The sequence below is a fragment of the Paenibacillus sp. FSL R7-0163 genome (assembly GCF_037969975.1).
GTDB lineage: Bacteria > Bacillota > Bacilli > Paenibacillales > Paenibacillaceae > Paenibacillus_AQ > Paenibacillus_AQ odorifer.
In genome coordinates this window covers 3,678,498-3,697,628 of sequence record NZ_CP150224.1, presented here as the reverse complement: position 1 = coordinate 3,697,628, position 19,131 = coordinate 3,678,498, and the positions used below count along the sequence as shown (strand labels likewise).

Genomic DNA, 19,131 nt, shown 5'->3' with positions numbered 1-19,131 from the left:
TTAGTTTAACGGGGGGATACCATTGTACAATCCAGAGAAGAGAACAATTACTACTGAAAGATTGATTTTAAGACCTTTTGCATTGTCTGATGCACAGCGTGTCAGTGAGCTCTGCAATAATTATAATGTTTACAAAAGTACATTAACTCTACCTTATCCATACCCCATTGAATGTGCGTTATCATGGATTGAAACACATGAAGATGAGTTCAATAATGATAATTCATATGAATTCGCTATTACTGATAAAAATACAAACGAGCTGTATGGTGCTATAGGACTGAGAAATAACCGGACACACAGAAACGGCGAGCTTGGATATTGGATAGGTGAGGAACACTGGGGTAATGGATATGCTACAGAAGCAACAAAAGCGGTCATTAATTTTGCTTTTACAGAAAAACATTATCACAAAGTGTATGCCAGATTCTTTGCTACAAATCCTGGTTCGGGACGGGTTATGCAAAAATCTGGCATGCTGAAAGAAGGCGTTTTGTTACAGCATATTTATAAAGAAAATGAGTTTGTGGACCTTATTCATTATGGGATTTTAAATACGAGAGCTACTGACTAACGCTTGGATTTCATACACCACTATTTGAAGTCACGCCCATTGGGCGTGGCTTTTTTTATTAGAAATGCTAGTCCGCTTCAACGGACAATAATGAAATCCCTTCTTATTTAAAATTTAAATAAAATTCTTGACACTTCTCATTGATAACGATTATCATAGGAATCGATGATTGAAAATGAAAATCATTATCACTACATGAAACGTATAAATATACATATTCGGAGGGATAGATTTTGAAAAAATTATTAGTACTCCTGGTTGTTGCAGCGGTTACTGCAATGACTGCTTGTTCGTCTACTAATACAACGGACAATCGAAAAAATGAAGCAGTAACGAATACAACTGCTAATGAATCGAAAGAAGCGAATGCAGCAAATACAACAGAAGTAGCGAATACAGCGGAAGCTGCCGGCAAGGTGTACAGTCTGGAGAATGATGGTGTGGATGAAACGTTGTTCAACGAAGCCTTAAGCCAATTCCCTTCTACAGTACCGGAGCGTATTGTAACAACTTCTGTACCGTTAACAGAAATGCTTTATTTGCTCGGCATAACACCGGTAGGTGTACCTACTTCAACGAATCCAATCCCTGCTGATTTCGAAACAATTGATCGTATTGGATCTCCTATGGCACCGGATCTGGAAGTAGTGACAAAACTTGAACCAGACTTGCTGCTGGGAGCGGAATCACTTCGCAGCACATTAGACAAATCGCTAGAAGGAATCGACCTACAAAAAGCATATTTGAGAACAGAATCATTCGAGGATTTAAAGCTTAGCCTCAAAGTTTTAGGCACTTATTTTAATAAAAAAGATGAAATGAATGCTGCTTTAACTAAGATCTTGGACAAAGAAAATGAGCTGAGTCAATTAGCCGAAGGCAAAGAGCTGCCAAGCGTGCTGCTCGTAATCGGAACCGCGGATTCTTTTATGGTCATGAGTGAGAAATCTTATTTAGGTAGCTTGGTGAAAAAGCTTGGTGCTGATAACATCGCAACTTCTGTATTGCAAGTTACTGACACTTACTCACCTATTAATATGGAGAACATTGTAGCCGCTGATCCAGACATCATTCTCGTACTCGCTTCAGGCGACCACGGAGCGACAGAGGATAAGTTCAAAAAAGAAATAGAGAAAAATGAAACTTGGACAAAGCTCTCAGCTTATGCAAACAACAAAATCAACATTCTAGATTACAGCGTATTCGGTGTTACTTCGATCCTTAACGCCGAGACAGCCTTAACCGAAATTGCAAAATACTTCTATGAATAATTAAAGGAGACAGCAAGTGATAAATACATCTCGTAGCAGAATTATTGTTATTGTAACGTTAGCACTTGCGCTCGTTGCCGCCATAATTGCGATTGGACTAGGCTCAGTATACATCCCCATACCAGACATCCTAAGCACAATCTTTGGGTCAGCGGCAAAAGCGGTGAATGCCACCATCATATGGGATATTCGTTTGCCGCGTGTATTACTGGCGATGATCATTGGGGCAAATATCGCGGTTTCAGGCGCTCTGCTGCAAGCTGTGATGGGCAACCCACTTGCTGATCCAGGATTGACCGGTGTAACGAGTGGAGCGGCTGCATGTGTGCTTGTCATTATGCTTGCAGCACCACAATATACGGAGTTTATTCCAATTGCGGCTTTTGTTGGTGGACTAATCGCTGCAGGGATTGTATATGCATTAGCGTGGAGAAGAACCGGCATTTCGCCGATCACTATTATTTTATCAGGAGTTGCTGTGAATGCTCTTTGCGGGGGATTAATAGGACTCCTGACCATCATGTACAGCGACAGACTTCCGGCAGCAGTCCAATGGTTGAACGGCAGTTTGGCTGCAAAAGGGAACAATGCCTTGATGATGGTTTTCCCGTATGCCATTGCAGGCTGGATCTTATCCTTTTTCGCGATCCGCAAGGCGAATATTATACGTTTAGGCGATCAGGTGGCTTCGAATTTAGGTGAAAATGTGGATCGAATTCGTATTCTACTTTCCTTGCTGGCAGTATTTCTAGCGGCTATCTCTGTAGCGGCTATAGGGATGATTGGCTTTGTTGGACTTGTTGTGCCACATATGGCTCGATTGTTGGTGGGTTCAGACTATAAATTTCTTTTGCCGATGAGTATGGGACTTGGAGCATTGGTATTGTTGATAGCAGATACAGGTGGACGTACCTTATTTGCACCTTTAGATATTCCTGCGGGTATCCTTATGGCGGTGATCGGTGGACCATATTTTCTATACCTGATGAGAAAGAAGGCGTTCTAACATGTTTACTGTCGACTCTATTTCGATTCGGTATGAGCAGAAAAACATTATTAACAACTTCTCTTTTTCCGTAAAAAAGGGTGAAATCGTCTCGATTATAGGACCAAACGGTTCAGGTAAATCTACATTACTTAAGGCGGTATCACGACTAATTCCATATCATACGGGTGCGGTCACACTCGAGGGTACGGATCTAAAGTCCATGACTGCCAAACAAGTGGCTCGAAAAATGTGCATGCTGAGCCAGAAGAACCAAGCGCCTAATGATATGACCGTGATCGATCTCGTCTCCTATGGAAGGTATCCTCATAAAAAATGGTTCGAAAAATTAAATCATGAGGATATGGAGATTGTCCACTGGGCACTGGAAAAGACACATTTAAAGGATTATAAGGATCGAGCAGTTTCCTCGTTATCCGGTGGTGAATCACAGCGTGCTTGGATTGCTATGGCCTTGGCGCAGCGCCCTTTGGTTATGTTGCTTGACGAACCGACCACTTACTTGGATATTTCGCATCAGCATGAAGTTCTTGAGCTAGTACGTGAGCTAAATCAAGACATGGGGATGACCGTCGTGATGGTGTTGCATGACCTCAATCAAGCCTCTACCTATAGTGACAGTATTGTTGTGGTGCAGGCGGGTGAAAAAGCGATGTATGGGACACCAAATGAAGTTATGACAACCGATATGATCCGGAATATATACCGAATGGATGCCGAAGTTCAATATGTTCCTGCAGAGACGAAACCTCGTATTCATTTGCTAAGTACCGTTCGCTAGATTCGTGGCTAGATTACATAACCTATTAATGGAGGGATATTATAATGAAGAAGCCTGTAGATGTAGAGAAAAATAAAGAAAACTATTTGCAATTTATTGCGAATCGTAAAAATCTGATTTTGAGCTTAATAGATGACGAAGGAAAACCTTTTATCAGCTATGCTCCTTTTGTTAAGCATGAAGGCAAACTTTATATTTACATTAGTAAGATCGCCGAGCATTACCGATATATGGAAAATAACGAGTTTGTAGATGCGCTTCTAATTGCAGATGAGTCTGCAACGAATAATAAATTTGCAACGGAGCGTGTGCGGTGGAATTGCACTTCAAGCAATATCGGGAATGACGGGCATGAGGAGATCTTTGAATTGTTTAATGCTGATCATGGGGCGGCAATGGTGAATTTGCTGCGTGGATTGGATTTTTCATTGTTTGAATTGACCCCTCTCCAAGGGCGTTATGTTGTTGGTTTTGGTTTGGCCTTTGACATCGACGTAGATGCGAACCTGTTCAACCATGTGGTGATCGACAAGAAAAAAGACGAAGAAGCCACTGTACAAGGGAGCAAATAATCTATGACTTTCACTTTAGTGTTGCCAATCTGGCAAGCGGTGCAAACGCGATTTCATAAAATGGTGAAGGCATTGCCGGAAGAGGATCTTAACCTTAAGCTAGGGAACTCTACGATTGGGGGATTAATTCAGCATAATGCGGAAGTTGAGTTTATGTTCGCAGAGTGTTTTTTTGCAAGACCTAATCCTCAAAGCGACAAGGCGGCATATTCTACATTGAATGAACTCGTTGATCTGCTGACTGTTTCCAATGAGAATCTAACTGCTGCGATGCAGGAATTTCCGGAAGAAGCGTGGCATGTGAGTGTGGAGTCGGCTTTTGGCACATCTACACCGCTTGAAGCGATAGGCAGGCTTATGTATCATACAGGCATTCATGCCGGACAGATTTCGCTTATACAGAAAAATGCAGTCCGAAGTGAAGTGAGTAAATTGGGAAATGATTGATGAGAAAACGGCAGAAATGTCGTTTTTTTTGTGCGTAAATAAGGAGTTTTTAAAAGGGAGCTTGGTTACTTGTTGACGTTCTTTTGATGTCCCTTTGATGTCCTCTGCAGCCTCTGTTTGGTATAATATAGGGGATTCTAAGGGGGCGCTGATTATGACAGAATACTTGCGAGGCCAAATTGCTAAAATGGCGAATGTGAATATGGAGACGTTAAGGTATTATGAAGAGCTCGGATTAATTAGCACTCCCTTACGTTCAGAAGCTGGTTATCGTCTTTATTCGGATGAGGTGCTTAGCCGACTTGTTTTTATACATAATGCTAAACTGTGTGGTTTCACTTTAAAGGAAATCAAGAAGGCACTCACTAAATCTGAAAGCAGCGGCATTAGCATAGATGATTTTGTAACTGTTGTGGATAAGAAAATGGATCGAGTTCGTGGCGAAATTGCAAAACAGGAAATAAAACTAACAGCCCTCGCAGATTTGAGAAAAAATTTGTTAGCCACAGATAAACATCCAGGCGTACAGTCCACGCTCGAAATCCTAAAAATGGATTCTTAACTTGACCTTGTAGTCTCCTACAGACTTTACAATCTGAGTTGAAAAGAATTGTAGGAGGGATTAACTATATGGAAAAGTCAAGTACAGAGCAGCTTGCAGCGATCAAAGATTATCTGCGACAAAGCAACCGATTGGATAGCAAGTCTATCGGGCAAATACGGCAGGAGATGGCCGCGACGGCTGCGAACATGCCCATTCCTACGGATGTTATCGTCGAGCGGGTCATGATTGGGCCCGTAAGTGGAGAGTGGATTATTCCTGTGAAATCTGCTCCACCCGCTGATGAAGTGATCCTCTATTTCCATGGTGGGGGTTTTATTTCTGGGACTTGTGAATTTTATCGAGATTTGGTTACACGAATTGCAAAAGCTAGTGGCACGAAGATCCTAGCCATTGAATATCGCTTGGCACCAGAGTTTACTTATCCGGCTGCTAACGAAGATTGTATAGACGCTTATCTGTGGCTGCTCGCGAATGGATATTCTGCCGGGAATGTCGTGCTTGGAGGGGATTCTGTTGGAGCCAGCCTTGCGCTGATGACGTTGATTACTTTACGGGATGCGGGTGTGGAATTGCCGGCGGGTGCTTTTTTAATCTCGCCGCATACAGATCTCGTCCATTTGGATGGTGAATCGTATCTGAGTCGAGCGGAGTTTGATCCAACAGGCAGCATAGAAGGAAATAAACGAATAATTGATGTTTATCTAGGTGCTCGGACAGAACTAGCTCCTATATTATCTCCCTTAAGGTTGGATTTGCAGGGATTACCTGATTTACTTGTTCAAGTAGGCGACCACGAGGTATTGTTAAGCGATGCAACGAGGTTGTCTGAACGAGCACAAGCCGCGGATGTTCATGTAGAACTGGAAATATGGGAGAACATGTGGAGCGTCTTTAACTTTTTAGCTTATATGCTGCCAGAGGCGCAGGAAGCGATCGCGAATATCGGTAAGTTTGTTAGAACGAGGCTAGATCGAATTGAGGAAAAAAGCAGCTGATATTACCCGCCTTCTTGAGAGATCAAGGAGGTTTTTTGGCGAAATCGTTAGGTTCGCAGAAGGTGGATTGCTAGATGCTGGGCTTCTTCATCGTAACGGACCGTATTGCAGCTCCTTGCTCAATTTAGCTTGTTTGGCTAACTTTTCGGACTGCATAGCTCTTATTGGCACATAAGAACGCCGAAAAGGTGGGGATTTGGGTGGATAGCTGCATTTGAGTCCGATAGCATGGTGAATTACGGTGATTTTCGGAAATAAGGGCTCCTCAGTCCGAATTCATGTAGGAAGGGGGCTACGGAGAATTAGACACCAGACGTGTATCTAAGTTTAATAAATGGGTGTGAGTATATACTGATAATGATTTAACGAATGACAAAGTGGCAATATTGTCAGTTCGTTTTTGAACATGATATGCTATGATAATTACCACCAGAGATAGAGCGAGGGGAATACATATGTCGAATGATCTTCCATTATCAAAAGAAAACATTTTGGACGCGGCTGAACAAGTGCTCCGGCGTTTTGGCCCGGACAAGACTTCTGTTGTTGATGTAGCGAAGGTGCTTAAAGTTAGTCATGGTACGTTGTATAGACATTTTTCCAGTAAATCTGCTTTGCGAGAAGCAGTAACCGAAAGATGGTTGCAGTATAATATTTCAGAGCCTTTAAAGAATATTTCAGAGCATTTTGATGGGAATGCCAAAGAGCAGCTCCGATTATGGATGGACACGCTGATTCGTAGTAAACGCACCTATGCTGTGGATGATGCCGAAATGTTTGCTATGTACGCAGCTGTAACTTTAGAAGCGGTGGATATGATTACCCTACATGTAGATCAATTAATTGGGCAAATTGCAGGCATTATTGAAAAAGGCATACAATCCAAAGAGTATAGAGTGGTGGAACCAGTGGTAACGGCTAGAGCAATTTTTAATGCTACTTCGCGGTACCATCATCCAGCACATGCTATAGAGTGGCAGTCGGCTACGATTGATCAGGATTTCGCCTCTGTTTGGGATTTGCTCCTTTCCGGGATTTCTTTGTAGCATCTAATTAAAACCTTCTGATGTTCAGGAGGTTTTTTTGTGTCTTATAGCGGTATAAATCCCGCAGTTTAGTTTGAATTGAGCGACTTGCAGCGAATGAGCGGTATAAATCCCGTAGATTAGGCTGAATCGAGCGACTAGCAGCAGATGAACGGTATAAATCCCGTAGATTAGGCTGAATTGTGCGAGTTGCAGCGAATGAACGGTATAAATCCCGTAGATTAGTCTGAATCGAGCGACTTGCAGCGAATGAACGGTATAAATCCCGTAGATTAGGCTGAATCGAGCGAGTTGCAGCGAATGAGCGGTATAAATCCCGCAGTTTAGTTTGAATTGAGCGACTTGCAGCGAATGAACGGTATAAATCCCGTAGATTAGGCTGAATCGAGCGACTAGCAGCAGATGAACGGTATAAATCCCGTAGATTAGTCTGAATCGAGCGACTAGCAGCAGATGAACGGTATAAATCCCGTAGATTAGGCTGAATCGAGCGACTAGCAGCGAATGAGCGGTATAAATCCCGTAGATTAGGCTGAATCGAGCGACTGTTGCAAAATATGTGAAAAGCGAATTAGAATGACAAATATTAAAAAATGTCACTTGTAATTTGTAATCGATCGATTTATAATCAGACCAACAAGAAGGACAAAGTAATAGGAGGAATAAATATGAACCACAATTTAGCTGGAAAAGTAGCATTAGTAACAGGTGCATCGAGAGGCATGGGCCGGGAGATTGCGGAGAACTTGGCACAACAAGGTGCGAAGGTGGTCGTTAACTATTCGAGTAACCCCGGCAAAGCCGAGGAAGTCGTAACCGGTATTAAGCAAAAGGGTGGAGAGGCCGTCGCTATTCAGGCAGACATCAGCCAGGTGGCAGAACTTGAACAGTTATTCCAAACTACACTAGAAGCCTATGGACAACTCGACATTCTCGTCAATAACGCTGGTATTATGATCACGAAGCCGATTCTAAATATGACAGAAGAGGATTTCGACATGCAGTTTGCGATTAATGTGAAAGGCACCTTTTTTGCTTGCCAGCAAGCAGCTAAATATATGAATGATAACGGACGGATTATCAATTTTTCAACTTCCGTTACGGGTCAAATGTTCCCGACCTACAGCGTCTATGCAGGAACTAAGGGAGCAGTGGAACAAATCACTCGTCAGCTGGCCAAAGAATTTGGACGAAAAGGAATCACTATCAATGCTGTTTCACCGGGACCTGTGAATACGGAGTTATTTACCGTAGGGAAATCAGCGGAAGAGATTGCAACCGTGGGAAATATGAATTCCTTTGGACGTTTAGGCGAGCCTGAGGATATCTCAAACATTGTGTTGTTCTTAGCCAGCAAGGAATCACAGTGGGTTACAGGGCAAACGATCCGTGTGAATGGTGGATTTATTTAAGCTGGTGGCTAAAGGGATCTTTTTAATAGCTGAATGTGGTCAATCCTTCTAATATGAATGTAAATAAAAGGAGGAGTGAACCATGACGCAGATCATCTGCTCACCAACTAAATATATACAAGGACATGGTGAAATTCGTAAGCTGGGAGATTATTGTTCGCAGCTTGGAGCGACAAGAGCTTATGCCATTATTGATCCTTATATTTTCTCTGTGTACAAAAAAGAGATCACATACAGTTTTGAAATGAACGAAATGCCACTAGTGATGACTGAATTCAAGGGCGAGTGCAGCAGTAATCAGGTTAATGAGATAGTTGCAGCACTTGGCTTGAAGGATGCGGAAGTCATTATAGGGATTGGTGGCGGCAAGACCCTGGATACGGCAAAAGCAGTAAGCCACATGAGTAACCTCCCGGTAGTTATTGTACCCACAGTGGCTTCAACGGATGCACCTTGCAGCGCTTTATCAGTGTTGTATACGGATGAAGGAGACTTTGACTGTTATCTTCCATTAAAAAGAAATCCCGATCTGGTTATCGTAGACGTCGATATCATTGCCAAAGCTCCTGCAAGATTGCTTGTTGCTGGAATGGGTGACGCGTTGTCTACTTTTTATGAAGCAAGAGCTTGCTCAGAATCTGGGGCTATTACCCATGCAGGTGGGACTAGCACAATTGCAGCCCTTTCATTAGCTCGTGCCTGTCTGGATACCCTTCTAGCAGAGGGTGAAACGGCATTAAAAGATGTTAAGCAAGGCATTACCTCTCCTGCGGTGGAACACATTATTGAAGCCAATATTTACTTAAGTGGCATTGGGTTTGAAAGCGGCGGACTTGCTGCAGCGCATGCGATTCATAATGGATTGACGCTGCATGAGGAATGCAGGAATACTCTTCATGGTGAAAAGGTTGCTTTTGCTACGATCGTTCAGCTTGTACTGGAGAAAGCACCATATGAAGAGATTGATCAGGTGATTGATTTCTGCAAAAAAATCGGCCTTCCCGTTACTCTCAAAGATCTTGGGATTACAAATAAGGATATCGATCAGTTGATGACTGTAGCTGAAGCTAGCTGTTCTAAGGATAGCCCCATCTGGAATATGCCAATTGAAATTCAAGCACTGGATGTGCTGGAAGCTATTCTTGCCGCAGACGCACGGGGACAATAGAAAAAACTCGACTGTAAATTATTGCGAACCTTCCTCGTACATATTTAACCTTCGTGAACCAAACAATGAGAACAATTGTTTAAGACGAAGGAGGCGTTCCTCTTGATGAAGGACAGTCGAAGTTTCAAACGTTATTTACTGATTTGGATTGCTGTTGCTGCTCTAATGGTTACTTTAATCGGTTCCGTGGTACCGTCTGTTTCAGCTGCCGAGTCCAGAGACAACCCTACAAACACACCAAGTGAAGAGAAGGCATCTCGACGTAATAAGGTCGTAATTATTATTGACGATTTCGGCAATGACATGAAGGGGACGGATGAAATGTTTTCACTGCCGATTAAGCTCACGGTGGCGGTCATGCCCTTTTTGCCTACATCTGTGAAGGATGCCACACGCGCGCATGAACGCGGAGATGATGTTCTTCTCCACTTACCGATGGAGCCGCGCCAAGGTAATCCTAAATGGCTTGGACCAGGAGCTGTACTGGCCAAGATGTCTGATGAGGAAGTCCGTCAAAAAGTAGAGGCAGCACTCGATAATGTGCCTTATGCTATCGGCATAAACAACCACATGGGCTCTAAGATTACCGGGGACGAACGGATTATGGGTGTGATCTTATCCGTGTGCAAAGAGCGGGGATTGTTTTTTGTGGACAGTAAAACCAACTACCGTTCTGTTGCTGGCAATATGGCTTATCGAATGGGGCTGCCGCGTGTAGAGAATCATATCTTTTTGGATGATACACACACAGCCAATCATGTCCTGAAACAAATGGGCCTCGTAAATAACCTGGCGAAGGATCAACGATTCTGCGTAACCATTGGTCATGTTGGTGTATATGGAAAAGAAACCGCCGCAGGCATCCGCAGCGGTGTTGAGCAAATAAAAGATGATGTTGAATTTATAGGCATTTCTGATCTAGTCAAAAACGAAATGAACTGGAACTCGAATCCTACACTTCCATAAGATAAGCTACTATGCCGCCAGCAATCGCTTCTGCAATTTCTTGTTGCCCTTTAGGGGTGCATAGCTTTTCGCGATCTGTCGGACTGCTTACAAAACCCGCCTCAACAATTACAGTTGTGGCGGTTATTTTGTTGAGTAAATAAAAGGGCTTACCCGGTCTTGTCTCAGCACGGATATTATAGAGACTGTTTAATTGTTGCTGAATGGTCTGGGCAAGGATAAAGCTGCGGCCTTCTTGGCGATATAATACAAGCGGACCATGTTTGGAAGGAGAAGGTGCCCAGTTAACATGGATGCTGACCACTACGGTAGCTGGTAATGTCTCAGCCAGTTCTTTACGCTGGGCAAGATCGCGCAGATGTCGGGATTTACTGCGCAGCCAGCGGTTCTCATCACTTGGGGCATAATCTCCATTACGATTTAAGGCAACATCAAATCCATCGCTGCGCAGCAGCAGAAATAATCGGCGTGAGATATCTAATGTAATATCCTTCTCAAGAATATTTCCGTAGGAAGTTCCTCCGTCGATCCCCCCATGTCCTGCATCAATTAAGATCATACGGTGGCCGTGGCTTAAGAGATGCTGACGTTCATCATTCACTACGGGTTTGGATGGAGTTGCAGAAGCATATGCACTCCCCACAAACAGCATTAGAAGTCCAACTGTAGTTAAAGTAATACGTAAGCCGCATATTGCAGCTGCTGTCTTGGAATAAGCTTTATTTCTCCCATTGTTCAAATGAACTCCTCCTTGCATGTGAATAACCTCGTGCCCTAGATTCTTTGTTAGATTGTGCTTTAATAGGTAAACCTATTCGAACAATCCGGGACAAGAGTTTAGATATATGCTCGCTGGTGCACACTAAGAGCATGGAACGACGCTGGTTATCTTAATTCACTTATAATGTAGGAGGTGTTACAAATGGCTTCCGGCGGCGATGAGCTTGTAAAGTATATCACTGAGAAGGTAGTTGTTTATATCGAGGATCCGCGTGCCATTCATGCTCGAAGAGCGGCTACTAAGCAGCCGTGGTCACAGAAATGGTTCGGTATGCTTCCGCTGGGTTGGTCGATCTGGCGAAGCAAATGGAGCCACAGTGACAAGGATTGAATTTCACAAATAACAAATAACCTTCCAGTGCCTTGTTGAGGGTGGCAGCGGAAGGTTATTTGTTATGTTTAGTTATAGATATTTTTGTCGGGCAGCTTGTGCAGTGTTCCGATAGCCTGCAAGGCAGTGAGGGGTAAATATCTTCTACCTTCTGGTCCTGATGCTGCATAAACGGTGGGCATGTTGTTTATTGCTTTTGTATTATTCGAAGCAATCGACCAGTTCTGATAACCTGTAATCATAAAAGGTGCCCCTACGATATCATTTCGGCCAGCGGATTGATAAGCAATACTTTCCTTGGGACGAATTAGTGCGGCGATATTGTCTCCACCTACAGCAAGCAGTTTTGGGGAGGTCAACCACATGATATTTTTATAAGGATCATCTGTTCCTCCGCTTTGATAAGCAGAAAGCGGCGACAAATCAGTAGTTAGGTTAGTGATTACATCCGTTTCTGTCTGCTGTCCTTTAAGTACTTCTTCCGCTTTACTTAGCGTCCACGGCAAAACTTGCGGCACGGAAGCATTGATAAATATCGTCTTATCGTCAATGACGATTTTCCATACGGGTAGAAGTGGTGCATATAAGGCTGTAAGTTTTATTTTGCCTGTAAAAGATGAAGGTATAAGTCCTTCCTGCACCAAAAATTGGCGCAGTTCTAATAAACTATAGGGGAGACCGTAAGTGCCAGCTCCATATTCGCTAAGCATATAACCACCTTGATCCGTAGCCGAAATGATCATGTAACCGATCCGCTGTTCACCTTTCATAACGTTGACAAGCCAGCTATGAGTACCTGGACCCAGAGGATAATATTCTATTCCTGCGTCCTTCCAGGCTGTAAATGGAGCTTCTGCTGCGAGCTTGTTCAGTGTACTCTTGGCAAATTCTTGGACCGTACCGGGTGAAGGTAAGATATCCATCTGCAGTACAGGTATCAAATCCTGTGTGACTGAATCAACTACACTTACTCTGGAAGCTGCAAGCGCAGAAGAGGAACCGGAGCTCGTTGCGATGAGTCCGATGCATAGAAGCAGGAGGAAGCAGCTTTGACCTGCAAGAAGCAGCCTCCGCCGTACACTTATTTTCATGGCGTCGTTCACCTTTCTTTGTTATGAAATATCAGAAAGTATAAGCTTCCTTTTTATTGTAGAGGACAAGCTATAAAAAGGCTGTTGCTTGCTGTCGCGCCGGAAGGCGGAAGTTCTCTTGTTTTTTTGCCTGCTTTTAGCGAGTAGGGTCGCATTCTATAGGCTCCGCAGATGAAACAGTCCATAGGTTACCGCAGAAACTGCGATTTGCGGCTCATATTGCCAAATGGTCTCTTGGCGACGACGGTTATACTGTTCTTGTGTCGCTAGGCGTTTTTCTTCATCAGGCTCCTTCAACAGCTCTCCATAATAGACATCAATGATGTCCAGCTCAACCCTTAGCCGCTCACGCGCCTGTTCTGCCCAAGTATAGTCCAGTTCGGCTAGCTGAGCGGTAAGATGAGTTTCCAATAAGTCGGTAGCGGCTGCTACTGTCATTTCGTAAGGCTGGATATGCACATTTTCCGGCAAGCGTGGCATCATCTCTTTCGTGGAAACTTTTGCATTAAAATCATCAATGATGGTTCCCTTTGTTAGAGAGATGCCAAGATAATGGAGCTCTTCCCGTTTCAAATCGCAGCTCATCTCCACTTTATAGCAGACACTTAGCCATGGTTCGTAAGCGGCAGAGAACAGCGTGTTCCGCTGTCTGCTACCCGGGTCCTCAAATAAGTAAAGGCATTTACCTTCGTCCCGAGCGGCGTTCCAAATTTGTTGTAATCGCTTGCTTCCGTAAATAATATCCTCTCTGCGGATCATCCCGGGTCCAATTCGTGGGAGTGCCGGCACAATGCCGAAGTAGCGGGCTAGAATACTTTCCTCCGGGTCAGTAGATGGAGCATTCACTGCCTCTGAGCCCAAGGAGGCCGGATCGAGTAAGTCAGCGCTGGCCTCTGCATCGTTTGTTACACCTGTAGCTAGGCTTCCGGTGACAACTTGATTCAAGATGCCAGCACTACGATTTGCAATGGGGGGAACCTCTACTGCAGCTTGACTGTCGTATTTTTCCGGATCAAAAACAAAGGTGAAAGAAAGGGTCTCAGGATCTACACCTGTGCGCTCCACGAATCCCCAATAATACGGCCGGTCGGTGAGCATTTTGTCAGCTCTAGGTGATAATTTCACAGTTACGTGAAGGGGCGAAGCCTCAATGATGGAGCATTCAGTGGCTTCAAGATAGTCCATCACATGCTTGCGTACTTCCTGTGCGGTGAGGGTCATGTCGCAGTCCCACTTTCTTTTTTAATACCCTGTGTCAATTCACTGAGGGATTCACCAATATGGTCCAGCTCATGCCGCAATTCTTCGTCGGAGCGGGATTCGAGCATGATTTTGTATAAACTCTTCTCCAGCGATTCCTTCTTTTCAAAACGTTCCAGGATTACATCCAGCCCGCCAATCACCATTTCAAACATATTGATTTTCTCATGTAGCAGATGCAGGATATGTTCTTCAATCGTGCCTTGAGTAGACAAGTTGTAGATCACTACGTCATTTTCTTGCCCTAACCGATGGACACGGCCGATACGCTGCTCCACCCGCATGGGATTCCAGGGCAGATCAAAGTTGATCATATGGTGGCAAAATTGCAGGTTAATCCCTTCACCACCGGCTTCTGTAGCAATCATAACTTGAGCCCGGCCGCGGAAAAGATCCATCATCCAATCTTTTTTACCACGGTTCATCCCGCCGGAATAAGAGACACACATCAGCCCATGTTCACGGAAATACTGCAGTAAATATTCTTGAGTTGCGCGATATTCCGTGAAGACGATGACCTTTTCATTCATTTCTTGAATGAGGGCTAAGGTTGTTTCAGCTTTAGTGTTTGTTTTAACAGTACGGAGGGTTTGTAGTAGCTCCATCATCCGGTCTCTTTTTGGTGAATCCGTAGGCAGCTTTTTGATCAAATTAACTAAAGTGATAAAGACGGCATCCCGGCTGCTGCACACCTCACGTTGAAGGGTTACCAGAGAAAGCATGCTGCTAAGATTGCCACCGGATTCCTGATACTGGTCTTTGACAAAGGAAGTAACACTGTTATACAAATCTTTCTCTTCTTGGGAGAGAACTAAGGGAATATTACGGACTTTTCGTTTCGTGAAATTAACTGGACCTTCACCACGGCGATTGCGGATCATGACCTTCGAAAGCTCGTCCCGCAGTTGACCTTCATTCTTGGGCTGGCGTTTATCAACCACGAAATTCGAGGCAAAATCGCCCTGATTTCCAAGTTGCCCCGGCTTCAGTATAGTGATCAGATTAAAGAGTTCGCCCAGATCATTCTGAACGGGAGTCGCGGTGAGCAGCAGGCAATATTTTTTGCGTAATTGCTGTACAAATAGATAATTGGTCGATTTTTTATTCTTCAGCTTGTGAGCTTCATCAATGATCAACATATCGTATTCATTTTCCAGCAGGATTTCCTTATGCGGATCGCGTTTGGCGGTATCCATCGATGCGACGACTATGGCGTTACCCCAAGAATAGGCTTTTTTCTGAGCGACAGCAGTGATGCCGAATTTCGCATTCAGCTCACGAACCCATTGCAATACTAGAGAAGCAGGTACGAGAATAAGCACTTTGGAGACAAGACCGCGTACGAGATATTCTTTGAGCACCAGTCCTGCTTCAATGGTCTTGCCCAGTCCAACCTCATCTGCAAGAATCGCGCGGCCTGACATTTCGAACAGAACCTTATGCGCTGTATCCAGCTGATGGGGAAGAGGGGACAAGCCGGATAAATGCTTCATACATTGCAGCTCATCGAAGCTCGTTACTAGACCTGTTTCCTCTCCTTGTACGGCAAGCTTAGATAAACGGTAGTCTCCCCATGGGCCGCCCTTTTCCAGTTTGAGCTCCAGATCTTGCAACCAATTACGGTCAAAAGAAAGAGGAACAGGCAGTATCGGCGCGGGTGTTCCCCCTTGCTGGGGTAGAGAATTACGGAATAATTGCGTCATAATGCAGCCTCCTCAAGCTCGGATTTATATCACCATTCGTAAGAGTAGTATGCTCGTAAACGAGAGAATTCATAACCTCTTATTTTTCACGATAGCCTTTAAAAAAGAGAGCAAGAGCGAGAAAAAGCAGCAACGTTTGCGATAATTCGGCAACTTGACTCTATTTTCGAATAAGACCTTCGATACAATATGTGGTATAGTTTAAAAGCTGACGCACACAATATATTGTGACAAAAGCTTGAAAATGTATTTTTTATAGAGTGCTTAGCTGGTATTTGTTATTGACAAGATGAGCTTCCTACATACACCTGTTAAGCAGCGGAGGATGGTAAGGGAGTTTTTGTTGTGGGCCCATACCTTGGACCGGAAACTAATATCTACTACACATGCGGGAGGTTTTTTTATTGAGTAAAGTGGAACGTAAGCAACGCCTTGAAGGGCTAAGTGAAAAAATATTTTTGGATCGTTATGCTTGGAAGGATGCAGACAGCAACAATGCTAAAGTAGGCGACGTTGTATTGGTGCTGACCAAAGATGATCCGAAGTTTCCAACTAAGGAAGTCGGAGAAATTGTAGAGCGCAGTGGTCGAATCGTAACTGTAAAGACGCGCAGTGGCGAACTTGTGAAATCGGATGTTGAAAAGTTGACCCTTAATATAGAAAAAACTCCTGAGGAAATGTGGGACCGTCTATCCACAGCGATGGCTTCTGTAGAGAAGACACCTGAGCTTCAAGCAGAATGGGCGGGCAAATTCCGTTCAATTCTGGATGATTGGAAGCTTGTGCCGGGTGGACGTATTGCGGCTGGTGCAGGTGCTAGTGAAGAATTAACATTGTTCAACTGTTATGTAATCCCTTCTCCAAAAGACAGCCGTGGCGGCATCATGCAGACATTGTCTGAAATGACGGAGATTATGGCCCGTGGTGGCGGTGTGGGCATTAACCTGTCTTCATTGCGTCCTCGTCGTGCGATTGTTAGAGGGGTTAATGGTTCATCCAGTGGTTCCGTATCTTGGGGCGGTTTGTTTAGTTATACTACGGGGCTTATTGAGCAAGGCGGCAGCCGTCGTGGTGCGCTCATGCTGATGATTAATGACTGGCATCCCGATGTTGAGGACTTCATTACCGTGAAGCAAACGATGGGCCAAGTCACTAATGCTAACCTTTCGGTATGTGTGAGCAATGGTTTTATGAAGGCTGTAAAAGAAGATCTGGACTGGGATCTCGTATTCCCGGATACAACCGATCCTGAATATAACGAAATGTGGGATGGCGATCTCGACAAGTGGAAAGCTGCCGGCAAAAACGTTATCCATTATCGCACCGTAAAAGCGCGTGACGTGTGGCGTACGATCATTGAATCGGCATGGAAATCCGCTGAGCCAGGCGTCGTGTTCATGGAATACTATAACCAGATGTCTAACAGCTGGTATTTCAACCCGATTATTTGTACAAATCCTTGTGGAGAGCAAGGACTGCCAGGCTGGGGAGTCTGCAATCTGTCTGCGGTGAACCTGTCCAAGTTCTACGATGAGAAAAATCATGATGTGGATTGGGAAGATCTTGCGACTACAACACGTTATTCGGTCCGTTTTCTGGACAATGTAATTGATAAAACACCTTATCATTTCCCGGAAAATGAAGCGAATCAGAAAAAGGAACGCCGCGTGGGTCTCGGAACCATGGGATTGGCGGAGCTGATGATTAAATTGAACATCCGTTACGGCAGCCCGGAATCGTTGGAGTTTCTGGACAAGCTATACGGCTTTATGGCTCGTGAAGCATACCTTGCATCGGCAGAAATTGCTGGAGAGAAGGGGTCTTTCCTAGCTTTTGATACCGAAAAATATTTAATGAGCGGATTTATGAAAAATATAGTCGAAGCGTATCCAGAGGTTGGCGAAGCAATTCGTGAACACGGTATGCGTAACGTTACAGTGATTACACAAGCACCTACAGGTAGTACAGGTACAATGGTGGGGACTTCTACGGGAATTGAGCCTTATTTTGCCTTCAAATATTTCCGTCAAAGTCGTCTTGGCTATGATGAACAGTTTGTTCCAATCGCTCAAGAGTGGCTTGAAGCTCATCCAGGTGAAGAGCTGCCGGACTACTTTGTAACTTCGATGGATCTGTCAGCTAAAGATCATATCCGTGCGCAAGCAGCGATCCAACGCTGGGTAGATAGCTCCATTTCCAAAACAGCGAACTGCCCGTCTGACTTTACGGTTGAAGAGACGGCTGAGCTATATGAAATGGCCTTTGATCTAGGATGTAAGGGTGTTACGATCTACCGCGATGGAAGCCGTGACGTTCAAGTCCTGGAAACCACGAAGAAGGAAGACAAAAAAGATACCGCAGCTAAAGAAGCCGCTCCGGTTGCGGCAGAGGAAGCTACAACTACTGTAGAAGCAAGCACAAGTGTTGTAGCAGCAAGTCCTGCACCTCAAGTGACTACAAAAGAGGCGGATAAACAATACAAAAAACGTCCGCAGGTTCTGCGCGGCGCTACCTATAAGATCAATACACCATTTGGGATGGCATATATTACGATCAATGACCTTGATGGAATACCGGCTGAAATCTTCCTGAATGTAGGTAAAGCAGGTTCTGACGTCTTTGCTATGGCAGAAGCATTAGGCCGTGTCTGCTCCTTGTTCCTCCGTTACGGAGATCATGGTGAGAAAGTTGAGCTGTTGATCAAACATCTGAAAGGCATTGGCGGATCAGGAGCTATCGGCTTCGGCGCGAATCGTGTTGAATCCATTGCTGACGCTGTAGCTAAGGCACTGGAATCACATGTGCTGAACAATGCTCATGATGATCATGTACCTGCTCCGATTGCAGCAACTTTGGAGCTGGAGGATTTCAATGAAGCGTTAAATGCGGAGATAAAATCGAGCGTTCCGTCAGCTACGGAAGATGGACATGGTGGTCATCATGGACATAATCACTCTACGGCTTCCCGTGACCTTTGCCCATCCTGCGGCAGCGCCTCGCTGATTAATATTGAGGGCTGTAAGACTTGTGGCAATTGCGGGTATAGTCGTTGTGGGTAAACGTTAGAGCCAATAAGTGTTTTATGGGAAAACTAGAAATATGACTATGCATAGCTACTAAAAGCAAGCGATCATCGAGAGGAAGTGTTAATCTTTTATCTCAA

Annotated in this window: 19 protein-coding genes; 14 read left to right on the top strand and 5 right to left on the bottom strand. The window is 44.4% G+C overall.

Annotated features, from left to right (window positions below):
* The first annotated feature begins 22 nt into the window (after window positions 1–22).
* The 9 genes from NST45_RS16495 (at window position 23) to NST45_RS16455 (ending at window position 7,257) form a co-directional block, all read left to right on the top strand.
* Window positions 23–574 (top strand): GNAT family N-acetyltransferase, encoded by a 552-nt coding sequence (locus NST45_RS16495; RefSeq protein ID WP_076214314.1) that lies wholly within the window; start codon window positions 23–25, stop codon window positions 572–574.
* A gap of 233 nt (window positions 575–807) precedes the next feature.
* Window positions 808–1,845: an ABC transporter substrate-binding protein gene (locus tag NST45_RS16490; protein ID WP_051491617.1), complete on the top strand. Its 1,038-nt coding sequence runs from the start codon at window positions 808–810 to the stop codon at window positions 1,843–1,845.
* Window positions 1,846–1,861: 16 nt separating this feature from the next.
* Complete coding sequence (locus tag NST45_RS16485; RefSeq protein ID WP_051491618.1) at window positions 1,862–2,851, top strand: iron ABC transporter permease; 990 nt, start codon at window positions 1,862–1,864, stop codon at window positions 2,849–2,851.
* A 1-nt stretch (window position 2,852) separates the two neighbouring features.
* Window positions 2,853–3,632 (top strand): ABC transporter ATP-binding protein, encoded by a 780-nt coding sequence (locus NST45_RS16480; protein WP_036689433.1) that lies wholly within the window; start codon window positions 2,853–2,855, stop codon window positions 3,630–3,632.
* A 44-nt stretch (window positions 3,633–3,676) separates the two neighbouring features.
* Entirely contained in the window at window positions 3,677–4,204 is a 528-nt protein-coding gene (locus NST45_RS16475) for a pyridoxamine 5'-phosphate oxidase family protein (RefSeq protein WP_036689436.1), read from the top strand.
* Between the two features lie 3 nt (window positions 4,205–4,207).
* Entirely contained in the window at window positions 4,208–4,651 is a 444-nt protein-coding gene (locus tag NST45_RS16470) for a DinB family protein (protein ID WP_036689438.1), read from the top strand.
* Window positions 4,652–4,805: 154 nt separating this feature from the next.
* Complete coding sequence (locus tag NST45_RS16465; RefSeq protein ID WP_051491619.1) at window positions 4,806–5,213, top strand: MerR family transcriptional regulator; 408 nt, start codon at window positions 4,806–4,808, stop codon at window positions 5,211–5,213.
* 68 nt (window positions 5,214–5,281) lie between these two features.
* The gene (locus tag NST45_RS16460; protein WP_051491620.1) at window positions 5,282–6,211 is read left to right on the top strand and encodes an alpha/beta hydrolase; all 930 of its coding nucleotides are present in this window, start codon (window positions 5,282–5,284) and stop codon (window positions 6,209–6,211) included.
* Window positions 6,212–6,666: 455 nt separating this feature from the next.
* Window positions 6,667–7,257 carry a TetR family transcriptional regulator gene (locus tag NST45_RS16455; RefSeq protein WP_036689440.1) on the top strand — a complete coding sequence of 197 codons (591 nt, stop codon included), beginning with the start codon at window positions 6,667–6,669 and terminating at the stop codon, window positions 7,255–7,257.
* A gap of 24 nt (window positions 7,258–7,281) precedes the next feature.
* On the opposite strand, the gene NST45_RS16450 is transcribed toward NST45_RS16455, so the two are convergent.
* The gene (locus NST45_RS16450) at window positions 7,282–7,857 is read right to left on the bottom strand and encodes a hypothetical protein (protein ID WP_339823220.1); all 576 of its coding nucleotides are present in this window, start codon (window positions 7,855–7,857) and stop codon (window positions 7,282–7,284) included.
* A gap of 68 nt (window positions 7,858–7,925) precedes the next feature.
* On the opposite strand from NST45_RS16450, the gene NST45_RS16445 reads away from it, so the two are divergent.
* The 3 genes from NST45_RS16445 to NST45_RS16435 all read left to right on the top strand — a co-directional run bounded on the left by NST45_RS16445 (window position 7,926) and on the right by NST45_RS16435 (window position 10,803).
* On the top strand, window positions 7,926–8,669 hold the full coding sequence (locus tag NST45_RS16445; protein ID WP_036689442.1) for an SDR family oxidoreductase: 744 nt from the start codon (window positions 7,926–7,928) through the stop codon (window positions 8,667–8,669).
* A gap of 82 nt (window positions 8,670–8,751) precedes the next feature.
* The gene (locus tag NST45_RS16440; protein WP_339823214.1) at window positions 8,752–9,837 is read left to right on the top strand and encodes a glycerol dehydrogenase; all 1,086 of its coding nucleotides are present in this window, start codon (window positions 8,752–8,754) and stop codon (window positions 9,835–9,837) included.
* Between the two features lie 105 nt (window positions 9,838–9,942).
* Entirely contained in the window at window positions 9,943–10,803 is an 861-nt protein-coding gene (locus NST45_RS16435) for a divergent polysaccharide deacetylase family protein (RefSeq protein ID WP_076100825.1), read from the top strand.
* On the opposite strand, the gene NST45_RS16430 is transcribed toward NST45_RS16435, so the two are convergent.
* On the bottom strand, window positions 10,790–11,542 hold the full coding sequence (locus tag NST45_RS16430) for an N-acetylmuramoyl-L-alanine amidase (RefSeq protein WP_235219580.1): 753 nt from the start codon (window positions 11,540–11,542) through the stop codon (window positions 10,790–10,792). The two genes, NST45_RS16435 and NST45_RS16430, sit on opposite strands and share 14 nt — an antisense overlap.
* A 183-nt stretch (window positions 11,543–11,725) precedes the next feature.
* Between NST45_RS16430 and NST45_RS16425 the strand changes: the two genes are divergently transcribed.
* Window positions 11,726–11,914, top strand: coding sequence for a YqzE family protein (locus tag NST45_RS16425; RefSeq protein WP_036689445.1), 189 nt, complete (start codon window positions 11,726–11,728; stop codon window positions 11,912–11,914).
* 68 nt (window positions 11,915–11,982) lie between these two features.
* Here NST45_RS16425 and NST45_RS16420 read toward each other — a convergent pair whose 3' ends face one another.
* The 3 genes from NST45_RS16420 to NST45_RS16410 all read right to left on the bottom strand — a co-directional run bounded on the left by NST45_RS16420 (window position 11,983) and on the right by NST45_RS16410 (window position 15,968).
* Complete coding sequence (locus tag NST45_RS16420; RefSeq protein WP_076100824.1) at window positions 11,983–13,005, bottom strand: hypothetical protein; 1,023 nt, start codon at window positions 13,003–13,005, stop codon at window positions 11,983–11,985.
* A gap of 156 nt (window positions 13,006–13,161) precedes the next feature.
* Window positions 13,162–14,226, bottom strand: a complete 1,065-nt coding sequence (locus tag NST45_RS16415) for a YqhG family protein (RefSeq protein WP_076100822.1) — start codon at window positions 14,224–14,226, stop codon at window positions 13,162–13,164.
* A complete protein-coding gene (locus tag NST45_RS16410; RefSeq protein ID WP_076100821.1) occupies window positions 14,223–15,968 on the bottom strand; it encodes an SNF2-related protein in 1,746 nt (581 codons plus the stop codon). Before NST45_RS16410 ends, NST45_RS16415 begins: the two co-directional genes overlap by 4 nt.
* A 386-nt stretch (window positions 15,969–16,354) precedes the next feature.
* On the opposite strand from NST45_RS16410, the gene NST45_RS16405 reads away from it, so the two are divergent.
* Window positions 16,355–19,027, top strand: a complete 2,673-nt coding sequence (locus NST45_RS16405; RefSeq protein ID WP_076100819.1) for an adenosylcobalamin-dependent ribonucleoside-diphosphate reductase — start codon at window positions 16,355–16,357, stop codon at window positions 19,025–19,027.
* Window positions 19,028–19,131 lie beyond the last annotated feature (104 nt).

Excerpts from the sequence above, each read along its gene's own strand:
- NST45_RS16420 (WP_076100824.1), bottom strand. The coding sequence starts at position 13,005 with ATGAAAATAAGTGTACGGCGGAGGCTGCTTCTTGCAGGTCAAAGCTGC.
- NST45_RS16455 (WP_036689440.1), top strand. The coding sequence starts at position 6,667 with ATGTCGAATGATCTTCCATTATCAAAAGAAAACATTTTGGACGCGGCT.
- NST45_RS16415 (WP_076100822.1), bottom strand. The coding sequence starts at position 14,226 with ATGACCCTCACCGCACAGGAAGTACGCAAGCATGTGATGGACTATCTT.
- NST45_RS16440 (WP_339823214.1), top strand. The coding sequence starts at position 8,752 with ATGACGCAGATCATCTGCTCACCAACTAAATATATACAAGGACATGGT.
- NST45_RS16410 (WP_076100821.1), bottom strand. The coding sequence starts at position 15,968 with ATGACGCAATTATTCCGTAATTCTCTACCCCAGCAAGGGGGAACACCC.
- NST45_RS16475 (WP_036689436.1), top strand. The coding sequence starts at position 3,677 with ATGAAGAAGCCTGTAGATGTAGAGAAAAATAAAGAAAACTATTTGCAA.
- NST45_RS16470 (WP_036689438.1), top strand. The coding sequence starts at position 4,208 with ATGACTTTCACTTTAGTGTTGCCAATCTGGCAAGCGGTGCAAACGCGA.
- NST45_RS16445 (WP_036689442.1), top strand. The coding sequence starts at position 7,926 with ATGAACCACAATTTAGCTGGAAAAGTAGCATTAGTAACAGGTGCATCG.
- NST45_RS16465 (WP_051491619.1), top strand. The coding sequence starts at position 4,806 with ATGACAGAATACTTGCGAGGCCAAATTGCTAAAATGGCGAATGTGAAT.
- NST45_RS16480 (WP_036689433.1), top strand. The coding sequence starts at position 2,853 with ATGTTTACTGTCGACTCTATTTCGATTCGGTATGAGCAGAAAAACATT.
- NST45_RS16460 (WP_051491620.1), top strand. The coding sequence starts at position 5,282 with ATGGAAAAGTCAAGTACAGAGCAGCTTGCAGCGATCAAAGATTATCTG.
- NST45_RS16435 (WP_076100825.1), top strand. The coding sequence starts at position 9,943 with ATGAAGGACAGTCGAAGTTTCAAACGTTATTTACTGATTTGGATTGCT.
- NST45_RS16425 (WP_036689445.1), top strand. The coding sequence starts at position 11,726 with ATGGCTTCCGGCGGCGATGAGCTTGTAAAGTATATCACTGAGAAGGTA.
- NST45_RS16405 (WP_076100819.1), top strand. The coding sequence starts at position 16,355 with ATGCGGGAGGTTTTTTTATTGAGTAAAGTGGAACGTAAGCAACGCCTT.